Here is a 23,799-nt window from a genome sequence, read left to right on the forward strand (position 1 = left end):
TTGTTGGGGTGCAGCGTGTTCAGCTGGCATGCGGGTTGAGGGCATGAAGAAGCTCCTGGTAGAACGGCGAATGCTACTTCTGCCTGATCGACCACCAGGAGCCCCTGTTGCTGTTCTACCCTGCCGCGCTGCCGCTGTCCACCTCGACCCTCAACCAAGTCGCCGAACTCATCCGCACCCACCGAAAGATCATCGGCTCACGCTGGCGCGTCCTCGATGCGGGCACACAAGCCCTGCTCACCCTGGCCTACCTGCGCAAAGGCGAGCGGCTGCGCGACCTAGCCGCCAGCTTCGGCATCTCCGCGGCCACCGCCTGGCGACACACCCGCGAGACCATTGCACTCCTCGCCGCCCGCGCCCCAGGCATCAGAGACGCGCTGCGGCACGCGAAACGATCCGGCGCGGCGTTCGTGATCATTGACGGCACCCCGCTCCACATCGACCGCAACCAGATCGACCGGCCCTACTACTCCGGCAAACACAAGCGGCACGGCATGAACCTCCAGGCCATCGCCGATGCGCGCGGGAACCTGCTGTGGATCTCCGGCGCGATCAGAGGCGCCACGCACGACACCAAGACCGCCCGCAGGGCCGACCCTCCCCAGATTCCGCGCCTGCTGGCCGAGCACGGCTTGTTTGCTCTGGGCGACAAGGGATACGACGGGCTCGACCACGATCTGGTGGTCACGCCGATCAAGGGCAAGGACAAGCCCGAGTGGCAGAAGGACTACAACCGTCTCCACGCCCGACTCCGTGGCCCCGGCGAGCGCATGTTCGCCCAGCTCAAGAGCTGGGGTGTGTTCGACCAGGTCCGCTGCGACCCGCACCGAACCACCCAGCTCGCCAAAGCCGTCCAAGTCCTCAACGACTACGAACGCCAATCAGCTTGAAACAGGTTCCCTGAGTGGCTGTTGCCAGACCCAGAGCATCAACGTCGGATTTTCGCAAGCCGTTCGGCGATTCTCGAGCCCTCACGCCGCTCTGGTGGCGCATGGTCGAGCCACCGCCGAAGCACCGCGACCTCCAAGTCGCGCTCGCCGAGTTTGCGGTGAATGATCGCGGCATGCTCGGTGTACGCGGGTGCCGGTTCGCGGCCGCCTGCGTCCCGTTCGGCACCTTCGATCGCCTGGTAGCACAACTCGAGGGCTTCACGCAGGCGCCCTTCGCGTTTGAGCTGCTTGATCGGTTCGACCAGCTCGAGGTAGTGGACGCCGTCGACCATTCCGGTCCGGAATTGTTCGGCCCGCCGCCCGCCTTCAACGAGCGCATCGTGAACCATATTCGTACGCCAGGCCGCTTCAGCGGCGTGTTTCTCCTCCGGTGTCAACGGAGGCGGGTTCGTGGCGCTGTACTGCCACTGCGGCGCATCGGTGCCGAGCCATACCCATGCCTCCCCTCGAATCTTCCCGTCCCGGCGGAGACTGAAGAGCCGCATCGGCACCGGCAGCTCAGCGCCAACGTGCAACGGGAACCGCTTCGAGAGGTGCGAGGGCAGGTAACCGATGTGTTCACCATCGACCCAGGCGGCTACGGCGGACGTATCGACCGGATTGTCCGGTTCCCTTCGCAGCACGGCGACGCAGTCGAGCATGCCACGCTCGGGAAGACCATGCCGTTGGACCAGACCGGCCACGGCCATCTTCGCGACCGTCGTCGTCCCCGACAGTTGCACTTCCCCGGATTCTGAAGCGCTCTCATCGTGACCCGGCTGCTCGACCGGGAGATTCCACGCTCTCGCCAGCCAATCCTTCAAACCCATGGAGTCCATTGTGGCGATCGCATATGGTGGAGGGAATCCTCTGACCGGACAGCGTCTCAGGACCGCGCCGCCACGATCTGTCGATGCCAGATCAAGTTCACGCGCGCGTTGGACTGGTCCAGCGGCCATAGGCTCCACGCCATAAGCGAGTCGACAACCCCATGCATGACTAATGAGGCGGCTCGACCGGCTGACTCTACGCCGACAGTATCCAACCGACTCCGGTCACGGCAGAAACTGCCCCACGAGTCAGTTCTACTACTTATAGTCTATAACCGCGAAGTTCGCGTGTTGTGCTCGCTGCCGAAGGGCTGCCAGATCTCATCATCGGCCCATAACTCGCGTCGCGATCGGCCGAGCCTCGAATCTCGGCGTGGGTGCTGTACCCTGGCTACGGCCGCCCACGAGCGGCCATCGGGACGTGGCGCAGCTTGGTAGCGCACTCGCTTTGGGAGTGAGGGGTCGCAGGTTCGAATCCTGTCGTCCCGACCGATTTGTTCGGATTTCTTACGGTGGTGGGAAGGCCTTTTTAAGGCCTTCCCACCACCGTTTTCAGGTGTCGTTACGCTGCTGTCGCGTGTATGACGGGTCTACCCGCGGCGTGTTGTTCGGCGACTTGGATCTTCTGTTGGTAGAGATGGAGTTCACCGTCGATGCAGTGGGCGTAGATGCGCAGGAGGATCTCGACCGAGTTCCCGGCCCACTCGGCGACCTGGGTGGCGGGAACGCCCGCGTTGAGCCACCGCGACAGGCACGAATGCCGCAGGTGGTAGATCCGCCTGGTGAGTGGCGAGGCAAGCTCGGTCTCGGTGTAGGCGAGCTCGCGGGCTTTGGCGAAGACTTTCTGGCAGGTGCGGGCTGAAAGCACCTTGCCGCAGTGGGAACTGAAGACTCTGCCGGAGCTTCCACGCCTCGCTCAAACGCGAGCACCTCGGCTCTGGCGGCACGTTCGCTGATGCCGACACCGCCAGGCTGGAGGTGTTCTCCTACCTGAACTGGTTGAACCTCAAAAGACGGCATTCGTCACTTGAGCACCAGTCGCCGGTCGACTACGAACGACAACTCGATATCGTCCCACTGACCAAATAGACGGTGTCCCCATTCAGGGTGGAACTCCCGCCAGCGGCAGGCTCCGGGGACGACCCTGGCGAGGCGCGTCAGCGCTCTCCAGTCGGCGTACCAGGCGGGCCAACACACGAGGACGCAGGCCCGAGAACGGCTCGATCCGATACGTCTCAGTCGCCGTCACCACACTCATCGCGACAGCGTAAGGCCGTGCGCCAGCAAGCCCTCCAGTACCGCGGCGGACAATATCCACTCGTGTCCTGCCTCGATGAGTCCGTCGGTGCCTCGTTACGGGCCTGCCGCTGTCGTATCTCCCAGGCCTACGCCGTCCGCCCTCCTCGTCTCCCGTGGACTCATCCGCCGCGTTCTCGAAGCAGCGGTGCTGACCTCCGCCGACGGACGGCGCTTGCCCTGGACGAACCCAGGGTCTTTGCGCCAAAGAAATGCGGGATGCCTTCTAGGCATCATCCCTCGGCACCGGACCGGTTCCACCGCTTGACACACGGCAGAGTCGTGGGAGGTGCAATCCGCCTACACCTGAAAGACGGAAGACCACTGGCGCAACCGGAATGCTCGGAAGCACGCGGCGCGTGGTCCCGCCCCGACGGTTCGGGCGGTGTGGACTCGCGCTGTGTGGCGTTGTGGGTAAGCGATGATGAGCTGTTCGTCGGCGAACGGTGGTCGTGGGGGGTTCGGTCGGTCAGGTGCGGTCGTGGAGCGTGATCTGGTAGCCGTCGGGGTCGGCGAAGGTGAACGTCCGGCCAAAGGGGCCGTCGATCGGTGCGGCGACGATGGTGTGGCCGTCGGCGAGGAGGGCATCGTGGATGGCCTGGACGTCGGTGGCGTGGAGCCAGATCGCGGCGCCGATGCCGGGCTGGGCGGCAGCGGCGAGATCGGTGCCGGGAACGACGTCGCGGAGCGCGAAGGCGATCGGTTTCGTCTCGAAGACGACGGCGTGCGCGGGTCCGGCCTGCGAGCGGACGAGGCCGAGGTACTGCTCGTAGAACGCCTGCGAAGCGTCGAGGTCTCGGGCTTGCAGGGAGATGAAGTCGGGGCCGGTGGCGGGCATGATGGTGCTCCTTCTCTTCGTGTCAGTTTTCTGACATAGACCACTCTATGTCAGAGTACTGACATGAGTCAAGACGGTGCCGGCATCAATCTGGAGACGTCCCTGGGCTACCTGCTCAAAGAGGCGTCGAGCGCCCTCCGCGCCGCCATGGAGGAGGTGCTGCGGCCGCTCGGGATGAGCGTGACGCACTACTCCTGCCTCGAGCTGCTGGCGCAACGACCGGGCTTGTCGAACTCCGAGCTCGCGCGCGGCGCGTTCGTGACACGGCAGACGATGAACGTGCTGCTCCAGACCCTGGAACGAGAGGGCCACGTGACCAGGCCCGCGGAGGCACGCGTCGGGAAGGTGCTTCCCACGCGGCTCACGCCTCGCGGTCGACGAAGCCTTGAGAAGGCGACCGTGGCGGTCCGGTCCGTCGAGGACAGAATGCTGGCCGGCATGACCGAGACCGAGCGGTCAGGCGCGTTCCGCATCCTGCGGAGCATGATCCATTCCCTGCGCGATGGCAACGACAGTGCATAGCCTCACTTCCGAGCGCACCCTCTCCTCGCGCGCATAGGAGTGCGCCCGCGCGGACAGACCTCGGAAACCGACAGACCCCCGACTACACCCGCTGCCGCGAAGAGCCCTTCTTGACCGGCGTCGCGGAGCTGTGCCGGGCAAGCTTGGATCGGCATCAGGCCGACACTTGAGACCTGTAGAAATTGTGCGTGCGCAAGCCATGCCGAAGGGTGCTATCTACCGGTGGACGAATTCCGAAGCGAACGCCCAGCGGGGTCGCGGGCGCGCTCGCGATCCCGAACTCACCTGATCGCCAGCAGACGTTGATCGAGGCGCTACCGGAGAGGTCCCAGTTGACGTTGTCACCGCACTGCGACTCCCGCACCGAGGTGTTGTTCACCCGCAAGGTGATCCACACCTCCCGCGCATTGGAGAACGCCGAACGGGCCGCGACACGGACCTCGCCGCCGCCGTTGACCGTCCCGCCCTCGATCGTCACGTTGGAGCAGTTCTCGATCAAGATCGAGTTGTTCCCGTTGTTCGCGAGATCGACGTTCTCGATGACTCCGCCCCCGCAACGCCGCCGCAGCGGGACCGCCCGACGATGGGCGCTGATCACCACAGGCGGTTTCATCGTCTGCGGCCTGACTGTCGCGGCGCTCGCCTTGTCCGACACCGTCGACTACCAGTTCGGCGTGCGAGGGACCGTCGGCACGGTCGTCGATGTCGTCGGCTTCGCGCTGCTGTGGTCGTACTCGGTCAGGGAATGGTGCGACCGCTGAACGACGGCCGGGCTCGGACATCGCCGATTTCCTCAGCAGCGCGATAGGCGTGTCGGACGGGGCCGTGCCGAATACGTGCCGAAGTTTCCCTGGTATGCGATGGGTTCGGGGCGCTACGACAGGTAGATGGCCGTTCTTAGCGAAATGGCGCACGCGTTTTGGGGGCGAAGGGACGCAGGTTCGAATCCTGTCTTCTTGACTGTTTTGTCGATATTATTCATGTCAGCCATCCGCGGCTTCGGCATCGATCTGATGCAACCGCTTGACGCGATTTTGCCTCGGCGCGGCCCTCAACACGCGCTCGCGTGCAGATCGGCGCGGCAGCGGGTTCGGCGAGATGCTGGTCCGGACCGCTCGGCCCGCCTATGGAGGACCGGCAGGGCAGTAGATTGACCCGCATATAACAATAAATCGGATCATACCGGATCGATTTCGCCGATACTCAAGGGCCCCAACGAAATCGACATCGATTCATCTCGGTGTCCAGATTTTTTGCAAACGGTTGCGCGTTTTCCCTTGACTCCATGAAAGCCTTTGCCTTAGATTCATTCAAATGCCTCAATATTTCCCTCAGGAGAGGTAGCGAACGGATGAGACGATCAGCCAAGCTCCGCATCGGAACGGCGGTGGCCACCGCGGCCGTCGTCGTGAGCGGAGTCCTCCTATCGATGACCCAGGCGTCAGCGGCGTCTACGGGCGCCACCGGATATGCGACCCAGAACGGCGGGACCACCGGTGGCGCGGGAGGACAGACGGTGCAGGCGAGCACCGGCACCGAGATCCACGAGGCCCTGTGCAACCGGGCCAGCAGCGACACCCCGATCATCATCGAGGTCGAGGGCACCATCAACCACGGCAACACCAGCGACGTCGACGGCGACAGCTGCGACACCGCCGACGACCGCATCGAGCTCAAGAACATCAGCAACGTCTCGATCATCGGCGTCGGCAGCGGAGCGGTCTTCGACGAGCTGGGCATCCACATTCGTGATTCCAGCAACATCATCATTCAGAACGTGACCGTCCAGAACGTCAAGAAGTCGGGCTCGCCCACCTCCAACGGCGGCGACGCCATCGGCATGGAGAGCAACGTCCGCAACGTCTGGGTCGACCACGCCACCCTGCAGGCCTCGGGCGGCGAGGACGAGGGGTTCGACGGGCTCTTCGACATGAAGGACAACACGCAGTACGTGACCCTGTCCTACAGCATCCTGCGCAACTCCGGCCGCGGCGGGCTCATCGGCTCCAGTGAGAGCGACACCGGCAACGGCTACGTCACGTTCCACCACAACGTGTACCAGAACATCGACTCCCGCACGCCCCTGCTGCGCGCGGGCACGGCCCACACCTACAACAACTACTTCGTGGGCCTGGTCAAGTCCGGCATCAACTCCCGGGTCGGCGCCAAGGTCAAGGTGGAGAACAACTACTTCCAGGACTCCAAGGACGTCCTGGGCACCTTCTACACCGACGAGCGCGGCTACTGGGAGGTCAGCGGCAACATCTACGACAACATCACCTGGTCCGAAGAGGGGAGCGAGAACTACCCGGCCGGGCCGAACCCGCAGTCGACCACCAGTGTCTCCATCCCGTACTCCTACAGCATGGACGAGGCCGACTGCATCCCCGGCATCCTCAGCGAGACGGCGGGCGCGGGCAAGGGCCTGCGGGTGTCGGACGGCAGCTGCTCCTCGCAGCCGCCGGACGACGGCACGACGCCCCCGGACGACGACGAGACGACGCCTCCCGATGACGACGAGACGACCCCGCCCGACGACGGCGACCCGGGCGAGCCGAGCGGTGAGAACCTGAGCCTCGCCTCCGACGCCGGCGCCGACGGTTCCGGCAAGGCCGACGGCACGAGCTACGGCAACGTCATCGACGGCGACATGGGCACCTACTGGTCGCCCTCCGGCTCGACCGGTCGCGTCTCGGTCAAGTGGGACTCCGACAAGACGGTCTCCTCGATCAACATCCGCGAGGCCTCGGGCGCCGAGGGCAACATCGGCTCCTGGGAGGTCATGAACCACGACAACAGCGACGTCCTGGCCAGCGGCAGCGGAGCCGGTGTCATCACCTTCTCCTCGACCACGCTGAGCAAGATCGACTTCGTGATCGGCAGCTCGTCCGGCACCCCGAGGATCGCCGAGTTCGAGACCTACGCCGGCACGCCCTCGGGCGGCGGCGACGGTGGCGACGACGGCACCGATGACGGTACCGGCGACGACGGCGGCAGCGATGGCGGCGGCGACACCGGTGAGACGGTGCGGCTCGAGGCCGAGGGCTCCTCGGCGACGTGCGAGGGCACCATCGACTCCGACCACTCGGGCTTCTCCGGCAGCGGGTTCTGCAACTCCGACAACGCCGTCGGCGCGAGCGCGCAGTTCACCATCGAGGCGGACGCCGCGGTCGAGGCGACCCTGGAGATCGGCTACGCCAACGGCGCTTCCGGCGCCCGTTCGGCCTCGGTCGTGGTGAACGGCTCGACCCAGGGCTCGGCCGCCTTCGGGTCGACCGGAAGCTGGACCACCTGGTCCACCGAAGCGGTCACGGTCAACCTGAACGCGGGCACCAACACCGTCCAACTGATCGCCACCGGCTCGGACGGCCTGCCGAACGTCGACTACCTCGACACCACGGCCGGCACCCCGTCCGACGGCGGCGGTGACGACGACGGCGGCGACGACACCGACCCGCCGACGGGCGACGCGCTGTACGCGGCGCCGAACGGCAGCGACGGCGCGGCCGGCACCGAGTCCGACCCGACGACCATCACCGCGGCGGTCGAGGGCATCGAGCCCGGCGGCACGATCTACCTGCGCGGCGGCACCTACAACATGGCCGACACGCTCTACATCGAGCCGGGCAACGACGGCACCTCCTCCGACCGCACCGAGCTGTTCGCCTACCCGGGTGAGACCCCGATCATCGACTTCTCGGCGCAGAGCGAGGACTCGTCCAACCGGGGTATCGCCATGGGCGGCAACTGGTGGCACTTCAAGGGGCTCATCGTCCAGAACTCCGGTGACAACGGGATCCTCCTGGGCGGCGACCACAACATCATCGAAAACGTGGTGACGCGCTACAACGCCGACACCGGGCTCCAGCTCTCCCGCTACACCGCCGGTGCCCCGTCCTCGGAGTGGCCGGCCTACAACCTGGTGGTCTCCTCGGAGTCGCACGACAACGTCGACTCCGACGGCGAGGACGCCGACGGCTTCGCCGCGAAGCTCACCAGCGGTCCGGGCAACGTCTTCCGCAACACCGTCTCGCACAACAACATCGATGACGGCTGGGACCTGTACACCAAGGGAGAGACCGGGCCCATCGGCGCGGTCACCATCGAGAACTCCCTCTCCTACGGGAACGGGACGCTCTCCAACGGCGGCCAGGCCGGCAGCGGTGACCGCAACGGCTTCAAGCTCGGTGGCGAGGACATCGAGGTCGACCACATCGTGACCAACAGCATCGCCTACGACAACGGCCACCACGGCTTCACCTACAACTCCAACCCCGGCTCGATGACCATCAGCGGCAACGCGGCCATCGGCAACGCCGAACGCAACTTCAACTTCGACGAGGGTTCCTCGACCTTCACGAACAACACCTCCTGCGACTCCGGGGACGATGACCGGATCGTGGGCAATGACGCCGGCGGCAACCAGTGGTGGAGCGGCTCCAACGGCTCCCGCTGCTCGGACTACGACGGCAGCATGGACTGGCACTTCACCTCCGACGGCACCCTCGTGGTCACCTTCGGCGGCACCCAGGTCCTTCCGTAACCACCGATCCGGCCGACCGCACCGAAGTCGGCCGCTATGAGCGGGCCCGCTCGTCCGAGTTCCGGACGGGCGGGCCCGATCCCGTTCCCCGGCAGGTTACTTGAACGCGGTGACGTGGCGCGCCGCCCAGTCGGCGAACGTGCGCGGCGGGCGGCCGAGGAGCCGTTCGACGTCGGGGCTGACGGCCCGCTCGGCGGCGGACGGGGCGCCGAGGACATCGAGCGTGGCCTCGACGACCGGCCCCGGCATGAAGCCCAGCATCCGGGCTCGCGCCCGGTCACGGGCCTCCTCGACGAACCGCACGGGTTCGGCCAGCGCGTCCCCGATCGCCGCGGCCTGCTGCCGGGGCGAGACCGGTTCGGGGCCGGTCAGGGTGTAGACCTCGCCGCCGTGGCCGGGTCGGCGCAGGGCCAGGGCGGCGACGGCGGCGATGTCGGCCGGGTCGACGGCCGGGAGCGCGACATCGCCGAACGGCGCCGCCACTTCCCTCCTGTCGCGGACCGAGTCGGCCCATTGGAGCGCGTTGGAGGCGAAGTTGCCCGGTCGCAGCACCGTCCATTCCAGACCCGATTGCCGAACCGCGTCCTCCATGGACGAGGGGTGGCGTCCCGAGGCGACGCCTTGGGAGGACAGCAGCACGACCCGCTTCACCCCCGCCGTGCGGGCGACGGCCATGACCTCGCCGAGGTCGCCGCCCGCCATGAAGTCGGCGCTGGTCAGCATGAACAGCGCATCGGATCCTTCCAAGGCGGGCGCCAGGCGCCGCGGCTCGGTCAGGTCGGCCCGGTGGAAGCGGACGCCCTCGGGCGCCCGGCTCGCCGTCCGCGAGACGGCGGTCACTTCCTCTCCGGCCTCGACGAGGGCCTGGACGAGCGGCCGACCGACGTTCCCGGTGGCTCCGGTCACCGTGATCATATGTACTCCCGTGCATCGCTTTCGTGTTCGGACTCCGCCACGCTACTTTCGAGAAGACAGTAGGTACCTAGAGGAAAGTGGGGATATCGTGATCGACGACACCTCGGTGACGCCCGAACTGGCCTGCCCGATCGCCCCGGTGGTCGATCTGGTCTTCAGCCGCTGGACCACGCCGATCCTGTGGACGCTCAACGAGTTCGGGCGGCAGCGGTTCGTGCGGTTGGAGCGCCGCATCGCCACGATCTCCCCCAAGGTCCTGACCGAGCGCCTGCGCCGGCTCGAACGCGACGGCCTGGTCGTGCGCACCTACCACCCCGAGGTCCCGCCCCGAGTGGAGTACGAGATCAGCGACCTGGGCCGCAGTCTGGCCCCGCTCTTCGCCGCTCTCGCCGAATGGTCGCCGAACCTCGACAAGGTCGAACGGGCCCGCGACGCCTACGACTCCGGGAGCCGGACCTGACCGCACGCGGTCGCCGGCCGGATGCGGCCGAGGTGCTCGCGTCGGTCGCCGCCGCGGCGTTCCGCCCATGCTCCGATGTCCACACGTCCACAAAGGTGACTTGCACCGCTGCGAGCGCCATGGTCGCAGCTCCGGGCCCTGGCGTCCGCGGTGCGGATTGCCGCTCGGGGCGTTTCGCGGGCGGCGGGCGGGGGTATCCGGTGCCCGTCAATCGCGACGGAGGGAACATCATGGCTGACGATGAGGCAACGACGCTCGTGCGGCTCGGCGACACGGATCTGACGCTCGCCGCCGAGGTCGATGACGTCCGCGGCCGCACCGTGCTCGACCGGAACGGCGACGAGACCGGTGATGTCGAGGGACTGATCATCGACCAGCGGGAACGCAGGGTCCGCTTCCTGGAGGTGAGCTCCGGCGGCTTCCTCGGCATGGGGAAGAAGCGGGTGCTCGTCCCGGTGGACGCCGTGACCAGCGTCGACGATGAGCACGTGTACATCAACCAGGACCGCGAGCACGTCGCCTCCGGCCCGGTCTACGACCCCGAGCTCACTCCCGAGCCCGAGCGTCCGTACGAGGACGTCTACGGGTACTACGGAACCATGCCCTACTGGGGCGCGGGGTACATCTACCCGGGCTACCCGTACCGGTAGCACACTGCGAGGGACGCCCCGGCGCGCACGGAACCGTGCGCGCCGGGGCGTCGTTTGTGAGGGCGCGGGCCCTGCCGCGGCCCCTGAGGAGGCCGACGCGGTCCGGCGGCGGGAGTGCGGCGGGCGGCCGAGGCCGGGCCGCCCGCCGCTGTGGGAGCAGCGCTTCGGTTCTTGCTAGCTCAGTCCGTTGTGGATGGCGGCGAGGAGTTCGCCGTCGCTGGAGTCGCCCGACAGCTCCCAGGAGAACGCGCCGAGCAGGCCCTGGCTGTTGAGCCAGTCGACCTTTCCGGAGATCGTCTCGGGGGTGTCGTAGCTCCACCACTCGTTGCCGCAGTGGGCGTAGGCGGTTCCTGCGACGGTGCCGGTCGGCGGACACTGGTCGATGAGGACCTTGTAGTCGTCGATTCCCGCCTCGTAGGTGCCCTGCGCCGGGCCGGTGGCCGAGCCGCCGGGTTCGGACTGGGTCACGCCGGTCCAGCCTCTGCCGTAGAAGCCGAAGCCGAGCAGCATCTTGTTCGCCGGGACGCCGAGCGACTTCAGCTTCGCGATGGACGTCTCCGCGTTGAATCCCTGGATCGGGATGCCGTCGTAATCGGTGAGCGGCGAGTGCGGGGCGGTGGGTCCGTCCTTGTCCCAGGCGCCGAAGAAGTCGTACGTCATGACCATGTAGAAGTCGACGTACTGCGCCGCTTGGCCGTAGTCGGCGAGGTCCATCTTGCCGCCCTCGGTGCCGTCGGCGGTGATGGCCGAGGTCACCAGTTCGTTCCCGAACTCGGACCGGAGGGCGCTCATCAGCGTCGGGTAGGCGTCGGGGCCGCTGGTGTCGCAGCTGAGGCCGCAGGCGTTGGGGTACTCCCAGTCGATGTCGATGCCGTCGAACAGACCGTCCCAGCGCGGGTCGTGGACGAGGTCGTAGCAGGACTGGGCGAACGCGGCCGGGTTCTGCGCGGCCTGGCCGAAACCGCCGGACCAGGTCCAGCCGCCGAAGGACCAGACGATCTTGAGGTGCGGGTACATCTCCTTGAGCTTCAGGAGCTGGTTGAAGTTGCCGCGCAGCGGGTCGTCCCAGGCGTCGGCGACGCCGTCGACCGATTCGGCCGCGGTGTAGGCCTTGCCGGTGGCCGCGAACGAGTCACCCATCTTGCACTGTCCGTTCTGGACGTTGCCGAACGCGTACATGATGTGGGTGAGCTTCTCGGCCGAGCCGGAGGTGACGATGTCCTTGACGTGGTAGTCGCGGCCGTAGACGCCCCATTCGGTGAAGTAGGCCGCGTTGTACTGCTCGGTGGGCGGGTCCGTCGGGGGGTCGGTCGGGGGGTCGGTCGGGTCGTCGGTGGTGGGATCGTCGGTGGGGTCGCCGCCGCCACCGCAGGCGCCGAGGGACTCCCAGACGCCCCACTCGCCGGTGGTGCCGGGCTCCTCGCCGGTGGTCCACCACTTGGCGCGGTATTCGGTGCCGTTGTAGCTGACCTGGTCGCCGCCGACGTAGATCGCGTCGGACTGCCACGCTTCGGAGCAGGCCGTCTGGGCTTGGGCGGTGAAGGGATTGGCGACGGCGACGATCGCGGCCGACGCGGCCACGGCCAGCGCGGCGGTCAGGGCGGCGATCAGCCGTCTGGATTTGAGTCTCAAGACGTCCTCCCAAAAGTAAAGAGACTTAATTGATAAGTATCTTTATTTTTACGGCCGCCGCCTGGTAAGTCAAGGCTCTAGAACAAAAAGTTCACATACGTCAATACACCGGCCGGGTTCGCGGTCCGCCCGGACGGCCGCCCTCGGCCGGGTTGCACGGCATGGTTATCGTGTAGGCGAAGGCAGGCAGGGCCAGAGGGGCGGACCGGTGGACCGGTCCGCCCCTCATCTCATGCCTTGGGGGCGATCAGAGCCAGCCGTTGCGTTTGAACCCGCGGTACAGCAGCAGGCAGGTCACCGCCATGACGGCGATGACCAGCGGGTAGCCGAACACCCAGTGCAGCTCGGGCATGTGCTCGAAGTTCATGCCGTAGATCCCGGCGATCGCCGTGGGCACCAAGGCGATCGCGCCCCAGGCCGAGATCTTGCGCATGTCCTCGTTCTGCCAGGTCCCGATCTGTCCCTGATGGGCGGTCAGCACGGTCGTCAAGAGGCTCATGCACGAGTCGACCGCGCCCTCGACGCGCAGCAGGCGCCCGGCGACGTCGCGCAGGTACGACGGCGAGAACACCGGCGAGGCGGCGCGCCGCTGCCTCACCGTGCGCGCGAAGGGGACCAAGGGCTCGACCGCGTTCTGGAACTCGAGCGTCTCGCGGATGAGCGAGTAGATCCGCTCGATGAAGTCGCGCCTGGCCCCGGAGAAGACCGCCCGCTCCAGGCTCTCGATCTCGTCGGACAGCGACTCCAGCGCGGTGGCGTAGTCCTCGGTGACGCGGTCGAGCAGCGCGTACACGATCGCCGGGACGCCGTCGGCGCGCAGCGCGGCGTCGCCCGCGATGCGATCGCGCACGGCCGGAATGGGATCGGTCTGGCCGCGGCGCACCGTCACCAGCGACCGGCCGTCGGCGTAGACGACGAGGTCGCCGGTCTCGATCTGCCGGGTGTCCTGTATGTACCAGAGCGTCTTGACCACGAGCATGACCGTGTCGCCGGCCCGCTCCACCTTGGGGTGGCCACGGCCGCGACCCTCGGCACCGAAGCGCGCCATGCCGAGCGCGTCGAGGACGCGGTCGACCTCCGTCCCGCTCGCCTCGTCGAGTTCGGCCCACAGGTGCTCGCCCTCGCCGAGGCGCTCGGCGGCCCGGGCGATCGCGGCCGGGTCGCCCTCGCGCCGCTCCACGCCGCCGGGGGCGGTCACCGAGTAGCCGACCATGCGCACCAGTGTAAGTGCGGCTGGGTCGGGCCGGAGACGATCCGGTGGGCCGCCTCGTGGGCGCGCCTGGTCAGGCGCCGGTAGTAGTTGAGGAACTCCTGGGTGTCCGAGCCGAACCCGAGCGTCTGCGCCAGCGCGGTCAGCTCGGGCCCCGAGCGCGGCAGCTCGTCGCGCGGCACCCCGCGCGCCAGGGTCATGTCGTTGCGCACCCGTGAGACGAACTCCCACGCCAGCCGCAGGTCGTCGAGGGCGACCGGGTCGAGGTACCCGCCTGCGGCGGCCGCCTCCAGGGCCGGGACGGTCCGCGTGGTGCGCATGAGCGGGTCGTCGCCGTGCTCGAGTTGGAGGAGCTGCGCGGCCCACTCGATGTCGACCAGGCCGCCGCGCCCGAGCTTGGTGTGCCCGTTGGGGTCGGCGCCCCTGGGCAGGCGCTCGGAGTCGACGCGGGCCTTGACGCGGCGGAACTCGATCCGCTCGGCCTCGCTGAGCCCGCCGGGGCGGTAGCGGACGGCGTCGGCGAATTCGGTCCACGCATCGAGCAGGTCGGCGTCCCCGGCGACGGCGCGGGCCCGCAGCAGCGCCTGGCGCTCCCACAGCCGCGCCCGGTCGGAGTAGTAGCGCTTGTAGGCGGCCAGGCTCGGCACGAGGGGGCCGCCCTTGCCCTCCGGGCGCAGGCCGAGGTCGAGCTCGACGGGCGGGTCGGCGGTCGGCGCGGCCAGCAGGCGCTTCACGGACTCGACGATCCGCCCGGCGGCCTTGCGCCCGGCGTCGTCCTCGCCGTTGTGCACGAAGACGACGTCGGCGTCGGAGCCGAAGCCGGTCTCCCTGCCGCCCAGGCGGCCCATGCCGATGATCGCGATCGGTGGGGCGTGGGGCACGTCGCGGGAGGCGACGGTGAGCGTGGCGTCCAGGACGGCGTCGACGAGGTCGGACAGGGCCAGGCCCACCTGCTGGTCGTCGAGGAGGCCGAGCAGGTCGGCGGCGGCGATGCGGATGAGCTCGCGGCGGCGGATCGCCCGGACCGCGGCCACCGCCGCGGTCGCGTCCGAGTGCCGGGCCGCGGCCTGGCGCATGCCGACGGCGAGGTCGTCGCGGCTCTTCGGCCGCAGGTCGGCGTTGTCGGACAGGAAGCGGAGCGACTGCGGCACGTGGAGCAGCAGGCTCGTGAAGTAGCGGGAGGTGCCCAGCAGGCGGGCGAGGCGGACGGCGGCCGGTCCGCCGTCGCGCAGCAGCCGCAGGTACCAGGGGGTGGCGCCGAGCTTGTCGGAGACCTGCCGGTAGGCGAGCAGGCCGCGGTCGGGCTCGGGCGAGTCGGCGAGCTCGTGCAGCACCACCGGCAGCAGCGCCCGCTGGACGGTGGCGGTGCGGCCGATCCCGGCCGTCAGCCTGCGGATGTGGGTCAGGGCGCTGTCGGGGTCGGCGAAGCCGAGGACGGCCAGGCGCGAGGCGGCCTCGGACTCGGTCATGCGCAGCTCGGCGGTGGGCACGCGCGTGACGGCGTCGAGCAGCGGCTTGTACAGCAGCTTCTCGTGCAGGCGCCGCGCGGTGGCGGCGTGGGTGCGCCAGGCGGTCAGGAAGCCCTCGTCGGCGGTGTAGCCGAGGCCGCGGGCGAGCTGGTGGAGCGCCTCGCCGCCCTCGGGGACGCGGTGGGTGCGCAGCAGCCGCTGGAGTTGGAGGCGGTGTTCGACGGTGCGCAGGAAGACGTAGGTGTCGGTGAGCTCGTCGCCGTCGCGGCGGGCGAGGTAGCCGCCCGCGACGAGCACCTCCAGGGCCTCCAGTGTGGAGCGCACGCGCAGGGCGGGGTCGCCGCGGCCGTGGACGAGCTGGAGCAGCTGCACGGCGAACTCGATGTCCCGCAGGCCGCCGGGGCCCAGCTTGATCTCGTATCGGCGCTCGGCGCGCGGCACCGAGTCCTCGACCTTGCGCCGCATGTCGCGGATGTCCTCGACCACGCCGGGCCGGTTCGCGGCGCCCCAGATGAGGGGCTGGACGGCGGCGAGCCAGTCGAGGCCGAGTCCGAGGTCCCCCGCGGCGGGCCTGGCCTTGAGCAGCGCCTGGAACTCCCAGGTGCGGGCCCACTCGCGCAGGTAGGACAGGTACGAGTCGACGGTGCGCACGAGGGCGCCGTGGCGGCCCTCGGGCCGCAGGGCGGCGTCGACCGGCCAGGTGGCGGGGCCGACGATCTGGATCATGCGGGCCGCCTGGCGCGTGGCGAGGTCGAGGTCGCCCTCGGCGACGAACACGACGTCGACGTCGGAGACGTAGTTGAGCTCCTCGGCGCCGGTCTTGCCCATCGCGATGACCGCCAGGCGCGTCTCGCCGGGGACCTCGGCTCGGGCGAATTCGAGACCGCGGGCGAGGACGGCGTCGGCCAGGCGGCTGAGCGCCTCGGAGGTGGCGGGCAGGGCGGCCTCGCCGGTGAGGTCGGCGGCGCTGATGCGCAGCAGGTTCGCCTTCCACGCGGCATTGAGGTCGGCCGCTTCGGCCTCGCGGACGCGCGCGAGACCGGCCTCCTCATCCTCGGTCAGGGCCGCCTCGGCGTCGGGGCGGGCGCTCAGGAAGTCGGCCAGGGCGTTGCTGGCCTCGATCACCGCCTGGCGCGCGCCGTCGAGGTCAGGCATCGACCACTGGCAGCTGCCTGCGCTCCCCCGCCGCGACGCGCGCGAAGCGCTGCACGATCGGCCGCCACGTCTCGACGATGTGGTGGTCGACCTCGGCGGCCTTGGCGAGCGTCGCCTCGTCGAAGGCGCCGAACCCGGCGAGCTGGTCGACGGTGAACTCGAAGTGGGACTGGACGCACCAGGCGGCATCGCGGATGCGGAAGACGTCCAGCGAGCCGTACGGCGAACCGGCCAGCAGCGTCGCCTCCTGCGGGAGGGTCACCAGTTCCTGTGTGCGCCAGCGGATCACGTCGAGTGTCATGGGCGCGGGCCCGAACAGCGGGTCCCGCCCGGCGGCGTCGCGCTTGGCGAGCATCCTCGGCCCGTTCGGCTCCTCGGAGGGCTCGACGGCGCCGCCGAAGGCCCCGGCGAGCATCCTCGCCGAGGAGCACAGCGCGAGCGTCGGGGTGGAGTCGGCCACGGCGCATTGGAGCAGGCCGGTGAGGTCGTCGGCCCATTCCTTGCCGCGGCCGCCGCCGAGGGCGACGACCGCTTCGTGGCCGCCGGGGGTCCGCGGCACGGCGTCGCCCGCGTGCGGGCGCAGGACGTCGAATTCCATGCCCGCCTCGGCGAGCCAGTCCCCGGCGCGCCCGAGGCCCTGTGCGGGGTCGTTCTCGATGACGAGTGCGGTGGTCACGGTCTCATACTAATCGGTCACAAGTTGATGTATCGACGGCGTTCGAAGGCGGTGACCTGGGTGCGGTAGTCCTCCCACTCGCTGCGCTTGTTCTTGAGGAAGTAGTCGAAGACGTGCTCGCCGAGGACCTCCGCCACCAGCTCGGAGGACTCCATCGCGTCGAGGGCCTCGTTGAGCGAGGAGGGCAGCGGCTGGTACCCGGCGGCGACGCGCTCGGCGTTGGTGAGCGCCGAGACGTCGTCCTCGGTGCCCGGAACGAGTTCGTAGCCCTCCTCGATGCCCTTGAGCCCGGCGCCGAGCATGACCGCGTAGGCCAGGTACGGGTTCGCCGCCGAGTCCAGGGAGCGGATCTCGACGCGCGCCGAGTTCGGCTTGCCGTAGGCGGGGACGCGCACCAGTGCGGACCGGTTGGCCTTGCCCCACGAGACGTAGGAGGGCGCCTCGGAGATCCGGCCCGGCTGCGGGCTGGAGTACAGGCGCTTGTAGGAGTTGACCCACTGGCAGGTGATCGCCGTGAACTCCGGGGCGTGGCGCAGGAGCCCGGCGATGAAGGCCTTGGCGGTCTTGGACAGGCGCTGCTCGTCGCCCGGGTCGTGGAAGGCGTTGTCCTCGCCTTCGAACAGCGACAGGTGGCTGTGCATGCCCGAGCCGGGCTGGTCGCTGAACGGCTTGGGCATGAAGGAGGCCATGACGCCCGAGGACAGGGCGACCTCCTTGACGATGTGCCGGAACGTCATGATGTTGTCGGCCGTGGCCAGCGCGTCGGCGTAGCGCAGGTCGATCTCCTGCTGGCCGGGCGCCACCTCGTGGTGGCTGTATTCCACGGAGATGCCGACGCGCTCGAGCGCGAGGATGCCCTCGCGGCGGAAGTCGCGGGCGACCGAGTGCGTGGTGTGGTCGAAGTAGCCGCCGTCGTCGACCGGCATCGGGTCCGAGCCGTCCTCGGGCGTGTCCGAGAGCAGGAAGAACTCGATCTCGGGGTGGACGTAGAAGGTGAAGCCGCGGTCGGCGGCCTTCGACAGGGACCGGCGCAGCACGTGGCGCGGGTCGGCCCAGGAGGGGGCGCCCTCGGGCGTGAGGATGTCGCAGAACATGCGCGCCGACTCGCCGATGCCGCGGCCCTCGAACGGGAAGACCTGGAAGGTGGTCGGGTCGGGCATGGCGACCATGTCCGACTCGTAGACGCGCGCGAAGCCCTCGATGGCCGAGCCGTCGAAGCCGATGCCCTCCTCGAAGGCGGACTCGAGTTCGGCCGGGGCGACGCTCACGGACTTCAGCGTGCCGAGCACGTCGGTGAACCACAGCCGGACGAACCGGATGTCGCGCTCTTCGAGCGTGCGGAGCACGAACTCCTTCTGCCGTTCCATGGTGCCTTTCCTCTCGGTCCTGGGGCTCCAGTGTCTCACTTGATTGTGTCCCCGACGTTAACCGGACATGGCGGCGTCGGTGACCCATACGCCGCGTCACGCACCGATCGCCCCGCAACGTGAAGGCGGATACCATGGAACGCGTGTTCTCAGGATCGGTGACGAAGATGTGGCGCTGGCCGGTCAAGGGCCTGCGGGGCGAGACCGTGCAGAGCGCGTCGATCGACGCGCGCGGCATGGAGGGCGACCGCGTGCTGGCCGTGTTCGACCAGGGCACCGGCAAGCACACGTGGGCCGGGGCCCACCCGCGGCTGCTGGGCTGGGAGGCGGCCTGGCCGGCGCAGTGCGGCTGCGCCGACGGCACCGGCGACGCGCCGGTGGTCTACTCCCCCAGCGGCGCGGCCTGGGCGGCCGACGACCCGGGGCTCGGGGCCGAGATGGGCGCCGACGTCGGCATCGACGCCGGGGTGGCCCTGCGCGGCGGTGTGGACGGCACCGCCGGCCGGATCCTGGTGCTGTTCGCATCGAGCATGCGGCGCCTCGAAGAGGAGGTCGGCCACGCGGTGGAGATCGAGCGGTTCCGACCGAACATGCTGGTCGAGACCGACGCCGAGCCGTTCGCCGAGCAGTTCTTCGAGCCCGGCCTGCCGGTCAAGATCGGCGGGGGCGAGTTCACCGTCCACAAGCAGTGCGAGCGGTGCGTGCTGCCCAGCTGGGACCCGTTCGGGCGCGAGAGGGACAAGGCCTTCCAGCGGCATCTGATCACCGAGCACGCCAACCTCTTCGGCGTCTACCTCAAGACCGCCGACGCGGCGACGGTGCGCGTGGGCGACCCCGTCGCGGCCTGAGGCGGCGCGAGTGGACGCCCTGAGCCGGGGATCGGTCGGCTCAGGGCGCCTCTTCAGCTTATGCCGCGGGGGCGACAAGTTCGGTACACCGGCGGTGGGATTTGCTTCGTTCTGAGCTGCAACCGTTCTCAAGCGGTCCGGTCGGCGACCCAGCGGTGGACGAAGCCGTAGAGCTCCCCCATCGAGTTCCCCGAGGCGTCGGCCCGCGGCCAGGGCCTGCCGAAGTGGTCGATGTAGGCCGTGGCGCAGCCGCGATCGGCGGCGGGGACCAGGTCGTTGCGGGGGATGTCGCCGATGCTCAGCAGCGAGGACGGCTCGCGGCCCTCCAAGAGGCCGTCGAGGATCGCCCCGAGCCCGTCGGGCTTGTCCGCGTCGCCGATGACCCGGTCGAACAGGCCGTCGAGCTTGATGTGGGCGAGGAGGGACTCCAGGCCGTCGAACGGCGCGTTGGTGACCAGGACGGTCTGGACGCCGCGCGGCAGGTCCCACAGCAGCTCGCGCAGCCCTTCGGGGGCGGACAGCTCGAACGCCCCGTCGGCCATCCCGGCGCGGGCGGCCAGGTAGGCGGCCTGGCGGACCTCGTCGTCGACGCCGTACTCGCCGGCGAGGCGGCGCACGGCGTTGTACGGGTCGAACGCGTCGAAGGTGGAGGCGGTGGTGGGCCTGCCCTTGCAGAAGGCGTCGTGGGCGACGAGGAAGGCGCGCCCGTCGTCCGCGTCGAGGGCGGCGGCGACGCGGCGGGCGTAGTCGTAGGCGGGGGCGTCACCGAGGCAGACGGTGCCGTCGAAGTCGAAGAGCAGGATAGCGTCAGAGGTCACGCGAGACGACCCTACGCGAAACGCCGCCTCCCCGAAAGAAGGAAGCGGCGTCGCTCACTCGAACGGTTCGGCGGCCCTACTCGAAGCTGTGCTCCTTGGCGGGGAACTGCCCGCCGCGGACCTCGTCGGCGAACGCCTTGGCCGCGTCCTGGAGGACGTCGGCGACCTCGGCGTAGCGCTTGACGAAGCGCGGCGCCTTGCCGCGGCGCATCCCGGCCATGTCCTGCCAGACCAGGACCTGGGCGTCGGTGTCGGGTCCGGCGCCGATGCCGATCGTCGGTATGGACAGCTGTTTGGTGATCTCGGCGGCCACGGCGGCGGTCACCATCTCCAGGACCACGGCGAACGCCCCGGCCTCGGCGACGGCGTGCGCGTCGGCCTCGACCTCGGCGGCCTGGGCGTCGCGGCCCTGGACGCGGTAGCCGCCCACGGCGTGCTCGCTCTGCGGCGTGAACCCGACATGGCCCATCACCGGGATGCCCGCGTCGGTCAGCGCCCGGATCTGGGCGGCCATGCGCCGCCCGCCCTCCAGCTTGACCGCGTGCGCCCCGGCCTTCATGAACCGCACCGCCGTCTCCAGCGCCTGCGCCGGACCGGCCTCGTAGGACCCGAACGGCAGATCGGCGACGACCAGGCACCGCTCGGTGGAGCGAGCCACCGCCGAGGCGAGCGGGACGAGTTCGTCGGCGGTGACGGGGATGGTGGTGTCGTAGCCGTAGACGTTGTTGGCGGCCGAGTCGCCGACGAGCAGGACCGGGATCCCGGCCTCGTCGAACAGCGACGCGGTGTAGGTGTCGTAGGAGGTGAGCATCGCCCACTTCTCGCCGCGCTCCTTGGCGTCGACGAGGTGGCGCGCCCGCACTCGCTTGACGGTCTTGCCCGGCCCGTACAGGCTCGGGATCTCGTCTGGGGACTTCGATTGCGACATCGTTGTACTCCTGGATCTCCTCGTGGCCGGCCCTCGCCGGTCCCCGGGTCTTTCAGCCGGACCGCATGCGCGGCCTCTCGGCTGCTCCAAGACCGAGACTAACGCTCATCTATGTGTGCGTCACTCCCCGAGCGAACCGTGTGACGAACTCCCCGCGGCCTTCCCCCTGAAGTGGTTCGTGATCGGCAGGCGGCGGTCGCGGCCGAACGACTTCCTGGAGATCTTGGTGCCCGGCGCGGACTGGCGGCGCTTGTACTCGGCGCCGTCGACCAGGTTCGCGACGCGCGCGACGAGGTCGGCCGGGTAGCCCTGGGCGACGAGGTCCTCGCGCCCGGCGTCGCCGTCGACGTAGGCGAGCAGCATCGGGTCGAGCACCGCGTACTCGGGCAGCGAGTCGGAGTCCTTCTGGTCGGGGCGCAGCTCGGCGCTCGGCGGCTTGAGGATGATGTTCTCGGGGATCGGCTCGGTCTCCCCCAGCTGCCTGGCGTGCTCGTTGCGCCACGTCGCCAGCTCGTAGACGAGCGTCTTCGGGACGTCCTTGATGGGGGCGAAGCCGCCGCAGGAGTCGCCGTAGAGCGTCGAGTAGCCCACGGCGTACTCGCTCTTGTTGCCCGCGGCGAGGACGAGGTGGCCGTGCTGGTTCGACAGGGACATCCAGATGACGCCGCGCACGCGCGCCTGGAGGTTCTCCAGGGCCAGGCCGGAGAGGGACATCTGCGCGAGGTAGGCGTCGACGATGGGCTGGATCGGCTCCACGCTGTGGTGGATGCCGCAGCGCTCGGCGAGGTCGGCGGCGTCGTCCACGGAGTGCTCCGAGGAGTACTGGCTGGGGTTGGCCACGGTCCAGACCGCGTCGGGGCCGAGCGCGTCGCGGGCGAGCACGGCGGTGACCGCGGAGTCGATGCCGCCGGAGAGGCCGAGCAGCACCGACTTGAAGCCGTTCTTGCGCACGTAGTCGCCCAGGCCGAGGCGCAGTGCCTCCCAGACTTCCTCGTGGCGGCCGAGCGCGGGAACCGACGCGGCCTCGACCGGCCACTCGGGCGTCTCGACGGCCTCGGAGACGACATGGCGGGTGACGCGCATGAGCGTCGCGGCGTCGTTGGGGCGGTCGCCCTCCTGGCCCGCGGAGGCGAGGTCGAGGTCGGCGACGAGCAGCTCGGTGCCGAAGCGGCGGGCGGCGGCGACGGTGCCGCCGTCGGCGCCGACGATCGTCGAGCCGCCGTCGAAGACCAGGTCGTCCTGGCCGCCGACGATGTTGAGGTAGGCGATCGGGGCGCCGAGGGCGGCGGCGCGGCGGCGCAGCAGCTCGATGCGGTCGCCGTGCTTGCCCTGCTCGTAGGGGGAGGCGTTGATGTTGACCACGAGCCCGGCGCCCGCCTCGGCGGCGGCGGCGAACGGCACGCCCTCCTGCCAGAGGTCTTCGCAGATGGTGAAGGCCACGTCGACGCCGCCTATGCGGGCGAGGTGCAGTTCGTGGCCGGCGACGAAATACCGGTCCTCGTCGAAGACGCCGTAGTTCGGCAGGTGATGCTTGTAGTAGCGGAATAGGACCTTGCCGTCCTGGATGAGCGCAAGTGCATTGCGAATGCCGTGTCCGTGGGGGTTGCCGATGGGTCCGTCGGCGTCGAGGTAGCCCACGGCGACGGGGAGGGCGCCGTTGCCGTCGGCGGCGAGCTCGGCGGCGAGCCGATCGAGACGGCCCCGGCTGGCCTCGACGAAGGAGTGGCGCAGGGCGAGGTCTTCGACGGGGTAGCCGGTCAGGGCCTGCTCCCCGGTGGCGAGGAGGTGGGCCCCGGCCTCGGAGGCGGCGGTGGCGGCGCGCCGGATGAGTTCGGCGTTGGCGTCGAGGTCACCCACTGTCGGGTTGTCCTGGGCGAGTGCGATACGAAGCGTCGGCATGCGCCCATTGTTCCCCCTGGGAACACCTGTCGTCACTTCACCATGAGAATGATGCTCAGGATCAAGCCGTAGACGATGATGGCGATGCGCAGCGGCCGCTCGGGGAGCTTCTGGAAGACGCGGGCGCCGAGGTAGCCGCCGACGAAGGTGGCCGGGACGAGCACGCCGATGGCCCACCAGGCGACGTCGGCGAAGACACCGTAGACGATGGAGGTGACCACGCCCACGATGAAGGTGCAGAAGTTCTTCAGGGCGCCGATGCGGACGAGCTTCTCGTTCAGGCTCATGGCGATGACCGCGATGAGGACCAGGCCGAGCGCGGCGTTGAAGTAGGCGCCGTAGAGGCAGCCGAGGCCGACGCCGAGGTGCAGGGCGACCGGGTGGAGGTCCTTGCCGCCGTTGAGGGCGGTGACCTTGCGGTTGACCCAGGGGCCGACGGCCATGAGGAGCGTGGCGGCCAGGACCAGGAACGGGACGAGGTTCTCGAAGACGGCGTGCGAGGTGTTGAGCAGCAGGAGCGTGCCGCCGACGGCGGCGATCACGGCCGTGGGGATGAGGCCGAGGAGGCGGCGGCGCTGGTCGCGGAGGTGGCTCCTGGAGCCGAAGGCCGCGGCGGCGTAGGCGGGGGCGACGGCGATGCCGTTCGTGGCGTTGGCGTGGAGCGGGGGGACGCCGACGGCCAGCAGCGTGGGGTAGGTGACGAGGGAGCCGCCGCCGGCGACGGCGTTGAGCCCGCCCGCGACGAGCCCGGCAAGGAGCAATCCGGAGACCTGAAGCAGCATCATGGCGTCCGACAGCGTACGCTTGAGCGCTG

At 69.2% G+C, this 23,799-nt stretch carries 20 protein-coding genes, 1 tRNA gene and 1 pseudogene; 9 read left to right on the plus strand and 13 right to left on the minus strand.

Annotated features, from left to right (window positions below):
• Window positions 1-107 precede the first annotated feature (107 nt).
• A complete protein-coding gene (locus tag H613_RS0100625) occupies window positions 108-890 on the plus strand; it encodes an IS5/IS1182 family transposase (protein ID WP_026922257.1) in 783 nt (260 codons plus the stop codon).
• Window positions 891-928: 38 nt separating this feature from the next.
• On the opposite strand, the gene H613_RS30550 is transcribed toward H613_RS0100625, so the two are convergent.
• Window positions 929-1,759: an HIRAN domain-containing protein gene (locus tag H613_RS30550; protein ID WP_156925751.1), complete on the minus strand. Its 831-nt coding sequence runs from the start codon at window positions 1,757-1,759 to the stop codon at window positions 929-931.
• A 415-nt stretch (window positions 1,760-2,174) separates the two neighbouring features.
• Between H613_RS30550 and H613_RS0100635 the strand changes: the two genes are divergently transcribed.
• A tRNA-Pro gene (locus tag H613_RS0100635) sits at window positions 2,175-2,248 on the plus strand.
• Between the two features lie 73 nt (window positions 2,249-2,321).
• Here H613_RS0100635 and H613_RS23590 read toward each other — a convergent pair.
• Window positions 2,322-2,627 (minus strand): site-specific integrase, encoded by a 306-nt coding sequence (locus H613_RS23590; protein WP_051392766.1) that lies wholly within the window; start codon window positions 2,625-2,627, stop codon window positions 2,322-2,324.
• Between the two features lie 35 nt (window positions 2,628-2,662).
• On the opposite strand from H613_RS23590, the pseudogene H613_RS32750 reads away from it, so the two are divergent.
• A pseudogene (locus H613_RS32750) lies at window positions 2,663-2,848 on the plus strand (IS3 family transposase); the annotation flags it as partial.
• Between the two features lie 676 nt (window positions 2,849-3,524).
• Here the strand turns inward: H613_RS32750 and H613_RS0100645 are convergent.
• Complete coding sequence (locus H613_RS0100645) at window positions 3,525-3,893, minus strand: VOC family protein (RefSeq protein WP_026922259.1); 369 nt, start codon at window positions 3,891-3,893, stop codon at window positions 3,525-3,527.
• A gap of 63 nt (window positions 3,894-3,956) precedes the next feature.
• Here H613_RS0100645 and H613_RS0100650 point away from each other — a divergent pair, with 63 nt between their 5' ends.
• The 3 genes from H613_RS0100650 to H613_RS29710 all read left to right on the plus strand — a co-directional run bounded on the left by H613_RS0100650 (window position 3,957) and on the right by H613_RS29710 (window position 8,958).
• Window positions 3,957-4,415 carry a MarR family winged helix-turn-helix transcriptional regulator gene (locus H613_RS0100650; protein ID WP_026922260.1) on the plus strand — a complete coding sequence of 153 codons (459 nt, stop codon included), beginning with the start codon at window positions 3,957-3,959 and terminating at the stop codon, window positions 4,413-4,415.
• A gap of 188 nt (window positions 4,416-4,603) precedes the next feature.
• Window positions 4,604-5,176: a hypothetical protein gene (locus tag H613_RS31235; protein ID WP_169731932.1), complete on the plus strand. Its 573-nt coding sequence runs from the start codon at window positions 4,604-4,606 to the stop codon at window positions 5,174-5,176.
• Between the two features lie 590 nt (window positions 5,177-5,766).
• Window positions 5,767-8,958, plus strand: coding sequence for a right-handed parallel beta-helix repeat-containing protein (locus H613_RS29710; protein ID WP_084546182.1), 3,192 nt, complete (start codon window positions 5,767-5,769; stop codon window positions 8,956-8,958).
• 96 nt (window positions 8,959-9,054) lie between these two features.
• On the opposite strand, the gene H613_RS0100670 is transcribed toward H613_RS29710, so the two are convergent.
• On the minus strand, window positions 9,055-9,873 hold the full coding sequence (locus tag H613_RS0100670; protein WP_026922262.1) for an NAD(P)H-binding protein: 819 nt from the start codon (window positions 9,871-9,873) through the stop codon (window positions 9,055-9,057).
• 88 nt (window positions 9,874-9,961) lie between these two features.
• On the opposite strand from H613_RS0100670, the gene H613_RS0100675 reads away from it, so the two are divergent.
• Together H613_RS0100675 and H613_RS0100680 are read left to right on the plus strand one after the other, a co-directional pair.
• Entirely contained in the window at window positions 9,962-10,333 is a 372-nt protein-coding gene (locus H613_RS0100675) for a winged helix-turn-helix transcriptional regulator (RefSeq protein WP_245598415.1), read from the plus strand.
• Between the two features lie 230 nt (window positions 10,334-10,563).
• The gene (locus H613_RS0100680) at window positions 10,564-10,983 is read left to right on the plus strand and encodes a PRC-barrel domain-containing protein (RefSeq protein WP_026922264.1); all 420 of its coding nucleotides are present in this window, start codon (window positions 10,564-10,566) and stop codon (window positions 10,981-10,983) included.
• A 174-nt stretch (window positions 10,984-11,157) separates the two neighbouring features.
• Here the strand turns inward: H613_RS0100680 and H613_RS0100685 are convergent, their stop codons facing one another.
• The 5 genes from H613_RS0100685 to glnA form a co-directional block, all read right to left on the minus strand.
• Window positions 11,158-12,615 carry a glycosyl hydrolase family 18 protein gene (locus H613_RS0100685; protein WP_035735451.1) on the minus strand — a complete coding sequence of 486 codons (1,458 nt, stop codon included), beginning with the start codon at window positions 12,613-12,615 and terminating at the stop codon, window positions 11,158-11,160.
• A 247-nt stretch (window positions 12,616-12,862) separates the two neighbouring features.
• The gene (locus H613_RS0100690; RefSeq protein ID WP_156925753.1) at window positions 12,863-13,828 is read right to left on the minus strand and encodes a magnesium and cobalt transport protein CorA; all 966 of its coding nucleotides are present in this window, start codon (window positions 13,826-13,828) and stop codon (window positions 12,863-12,865) included.
• Window positions 13,810-16,449, minus strand: a complete 2,640-nt coding sequence (locus H613_RS23605) for a bifunctional [glutamine synthetase] adenylyltransferase/[glutamine synthetase]-adenylyl-L-tyrosine phosphorylase (RefSeq protein ID WP_051392768.1) — start codon at window positions 16,447-16,449, stop codon at window positions 13,810-13,812. The genes H613_RS0100690 and H613_RS23605 overlap by 19 nt, the downstream gene beginning before the upstream one ends.
• Entirely contained in the window at window positions 16,442-17,125 is a 684-nt protein-coding gene (locus tag H613_RS31910) for a type 1 glutamine amidotransferase (protein ID WP_026922267.1), read from the minus strand. Before H613_RS31910 ends, H613_RS23605 begins: the two co-directional genes overlap by 8 nt.
• Window positions 17,126-17,142: 17 nt before the next feature.
• Window positions 17,143-18,492: a type I glutamate--ammonia ligase gene (glnA, locus tag H613_RS0100705; protein WP_026922268.1), complete on the minus strand. Its 1,350-nt coding sequence runs from the start codon at window positions 18,490-18,492 to the stop codon at window positions 17,143-17,145.
• Between the two features lie 134 nt (window positions 18,493-18,626).
• Here glnA and H613_RS0100710 point away from each other — a divergent pair, with 134 nt between their 5' ends.
• Window positions 18,627-19,340, plus strand: coding sequence for an MOSC domain-containing protein (locus tag H613_RS0100710; RefSeq protein ID WP_026922269.1), 714 nt, complete (start codon window positions 18,627-18,629; stop codon window positions 19,338-19,340).
• Between the two features lie 128 nt (window positions 19,341-19,468).
• Here H613_RS0100710 and H613_RS23610 read toward each other — a convergent pair whose 3' ends face one another.
• The 4 genes from H613_RS23610 to H613_RS0100730 form a co-directional block, all read right to left on the minus strand.
• Window positions 19,469-20,158 (minus strand): HAD family hydrolase, encoded by a 690-nt coding sequence (locus H613_RS23610; RefSeq protein ID WP_051392769.1) that lies wholly within the window; start codon window positions 20,156-20,158, stop codon window positions 19,469-19,471.
• A 76-nt stretch (window positions 20,159-20,234) separates the two neighbouring features.
• A complete protein-coding gene (panB, locus tag H613_RS0100720) occupies window positions 20,235-21,086 on the minus strand; it encodes a 3-methyl-2-oxobutanoate hydroxymethyltransferase (protein WP_026922270.1) in 852 nt (283 codons plus the stop codon).
• A gap of 120 nt (window positions 21,087-21,206) precedes the next feature.
• A complete protein-coding gene (locus H613_RS0100725) occupies window positions 21,207-22,985 on the minus strand; it encodes an NAD+ synthase (protein WP_026922271.1) in 1,779 nt (592 codons plus the stop codon).
• Window positions 22,986-23,017: 32 nt separating this feature from the next.
• Window positions 23,018-23,770 (minus strand): sulfite exporter TauE/SafE family protein, encoded by a 753-nt coding sequence (locus H613_RS0100730; protein WP_026922272.1) that lies wholly within the window; start codon window positions 23,768-23,770, stop codon window positions 23,018-23,020.
• Window positions 23,771-23,799: the final 29 nt, after the last annotated feature.

Origin of the sequence: Glycomyces arizonensis DSM 44726 (assembly GCF_000482705.1) — a bacterium.
Lineage (GTDB): Bacteria > Actinomycetota > Actinomycetes > Mycobacteriales > Micromonosporaceae > Glycomyces > Glycomyces arizonensis.

Bases quoted from the DNA above. Each gene is read 5' to 3' on its own strand.
- H613_RS30550 (WP_156925751.1), bottom strand. From the start codon at position 1,759: ATGGGTTTGAAGGATTGGCTGGCGAGAGCGTGGAATCTCCCGGTCGAG.
- H613_RS0100645 (WP_026922259.1), bottom strand. From the start codon at position 3,893: ATGCCCGCCACCGGCCCCGACTTCATCTCCCTGCAAGCCCGAGACCTC.
- H613_RS0100650 (WP_026922260.1), top strand. From the start codon at position 3,957: ATGAGTCAAGACGGTGCCGGCATCAATCTGGAGACGTCCCTGGGCTAC.
- H613_RS29710 (WP_084546182.1), top strand. From the start codon at position 5,767: ATGAGACGATCAGCCAAGCTCCGCATCGGAACGGCGGTGGCCACCGCG.
- H613_RS0100670 (WP_026922262.1), bottom strand. From the start codon at position 9,873: ATGATCACGGTGACCGGAGCCACCGGGAACGTCGGTCGGCCGCTCGTC.
- H613_RS0100680 (WP_026922264.1), top strand. From the start codon at position 10,564: ATGGCTGACGATGAGGCAACGACGCTCGTGCGGCTCGGCGACACGGAT.
- H613_RS0100690 (WP_156925753.1), bottom strand. From the start codon at position 13,828: ATGGTCGGCTACTCGGTGACCGCCCCCGGCGGCGTGGAGCGGCGCGAG.
- H613_RS23605 (WP_051392768.1), bottom strand. From the start codon at position 16,449: ATGCCTGACCTCGACGGCGCGCGCCAGGCGGTGATCGAGGCCAGCAAC.
- glnA (WP_026922268.1), bottom strand. From the start codon at position 18,492: ATGGAACGGCAGAAGGAGTTCGTGCTCCGCACGCTCGAAGAGCGCGAC.
- H613_RS0100710 (WP_026922269.1), top strand. From the start codon at position 18,627: ATGGAACGCGTGTTCTCAGGATCGGTGACGAAGATGTGGCGCTGGCCG.
- panB (WP_026922270.1), bottom strand. From the start codon at position 21,086: ATGTCGCAATCGAAGTCCCCAGACGAGATCCCGAGCCTGTACGGGCCG.
- H613_RS0100725 (WP_026922271.1), bottom strand. From the start codon at position 22,985: ATGCCGACGCTTCGTATCGCACTCGCCCAGGACAACCCGACAGTGGGT.
- H613_RS0100730 (WP_026922272.1), bottom strand. From the start codon at position 23,770: ATGATGCTGCTTCAGGTCTCCGGATTGCTCCTTGCCGGGCTCGTCGCG.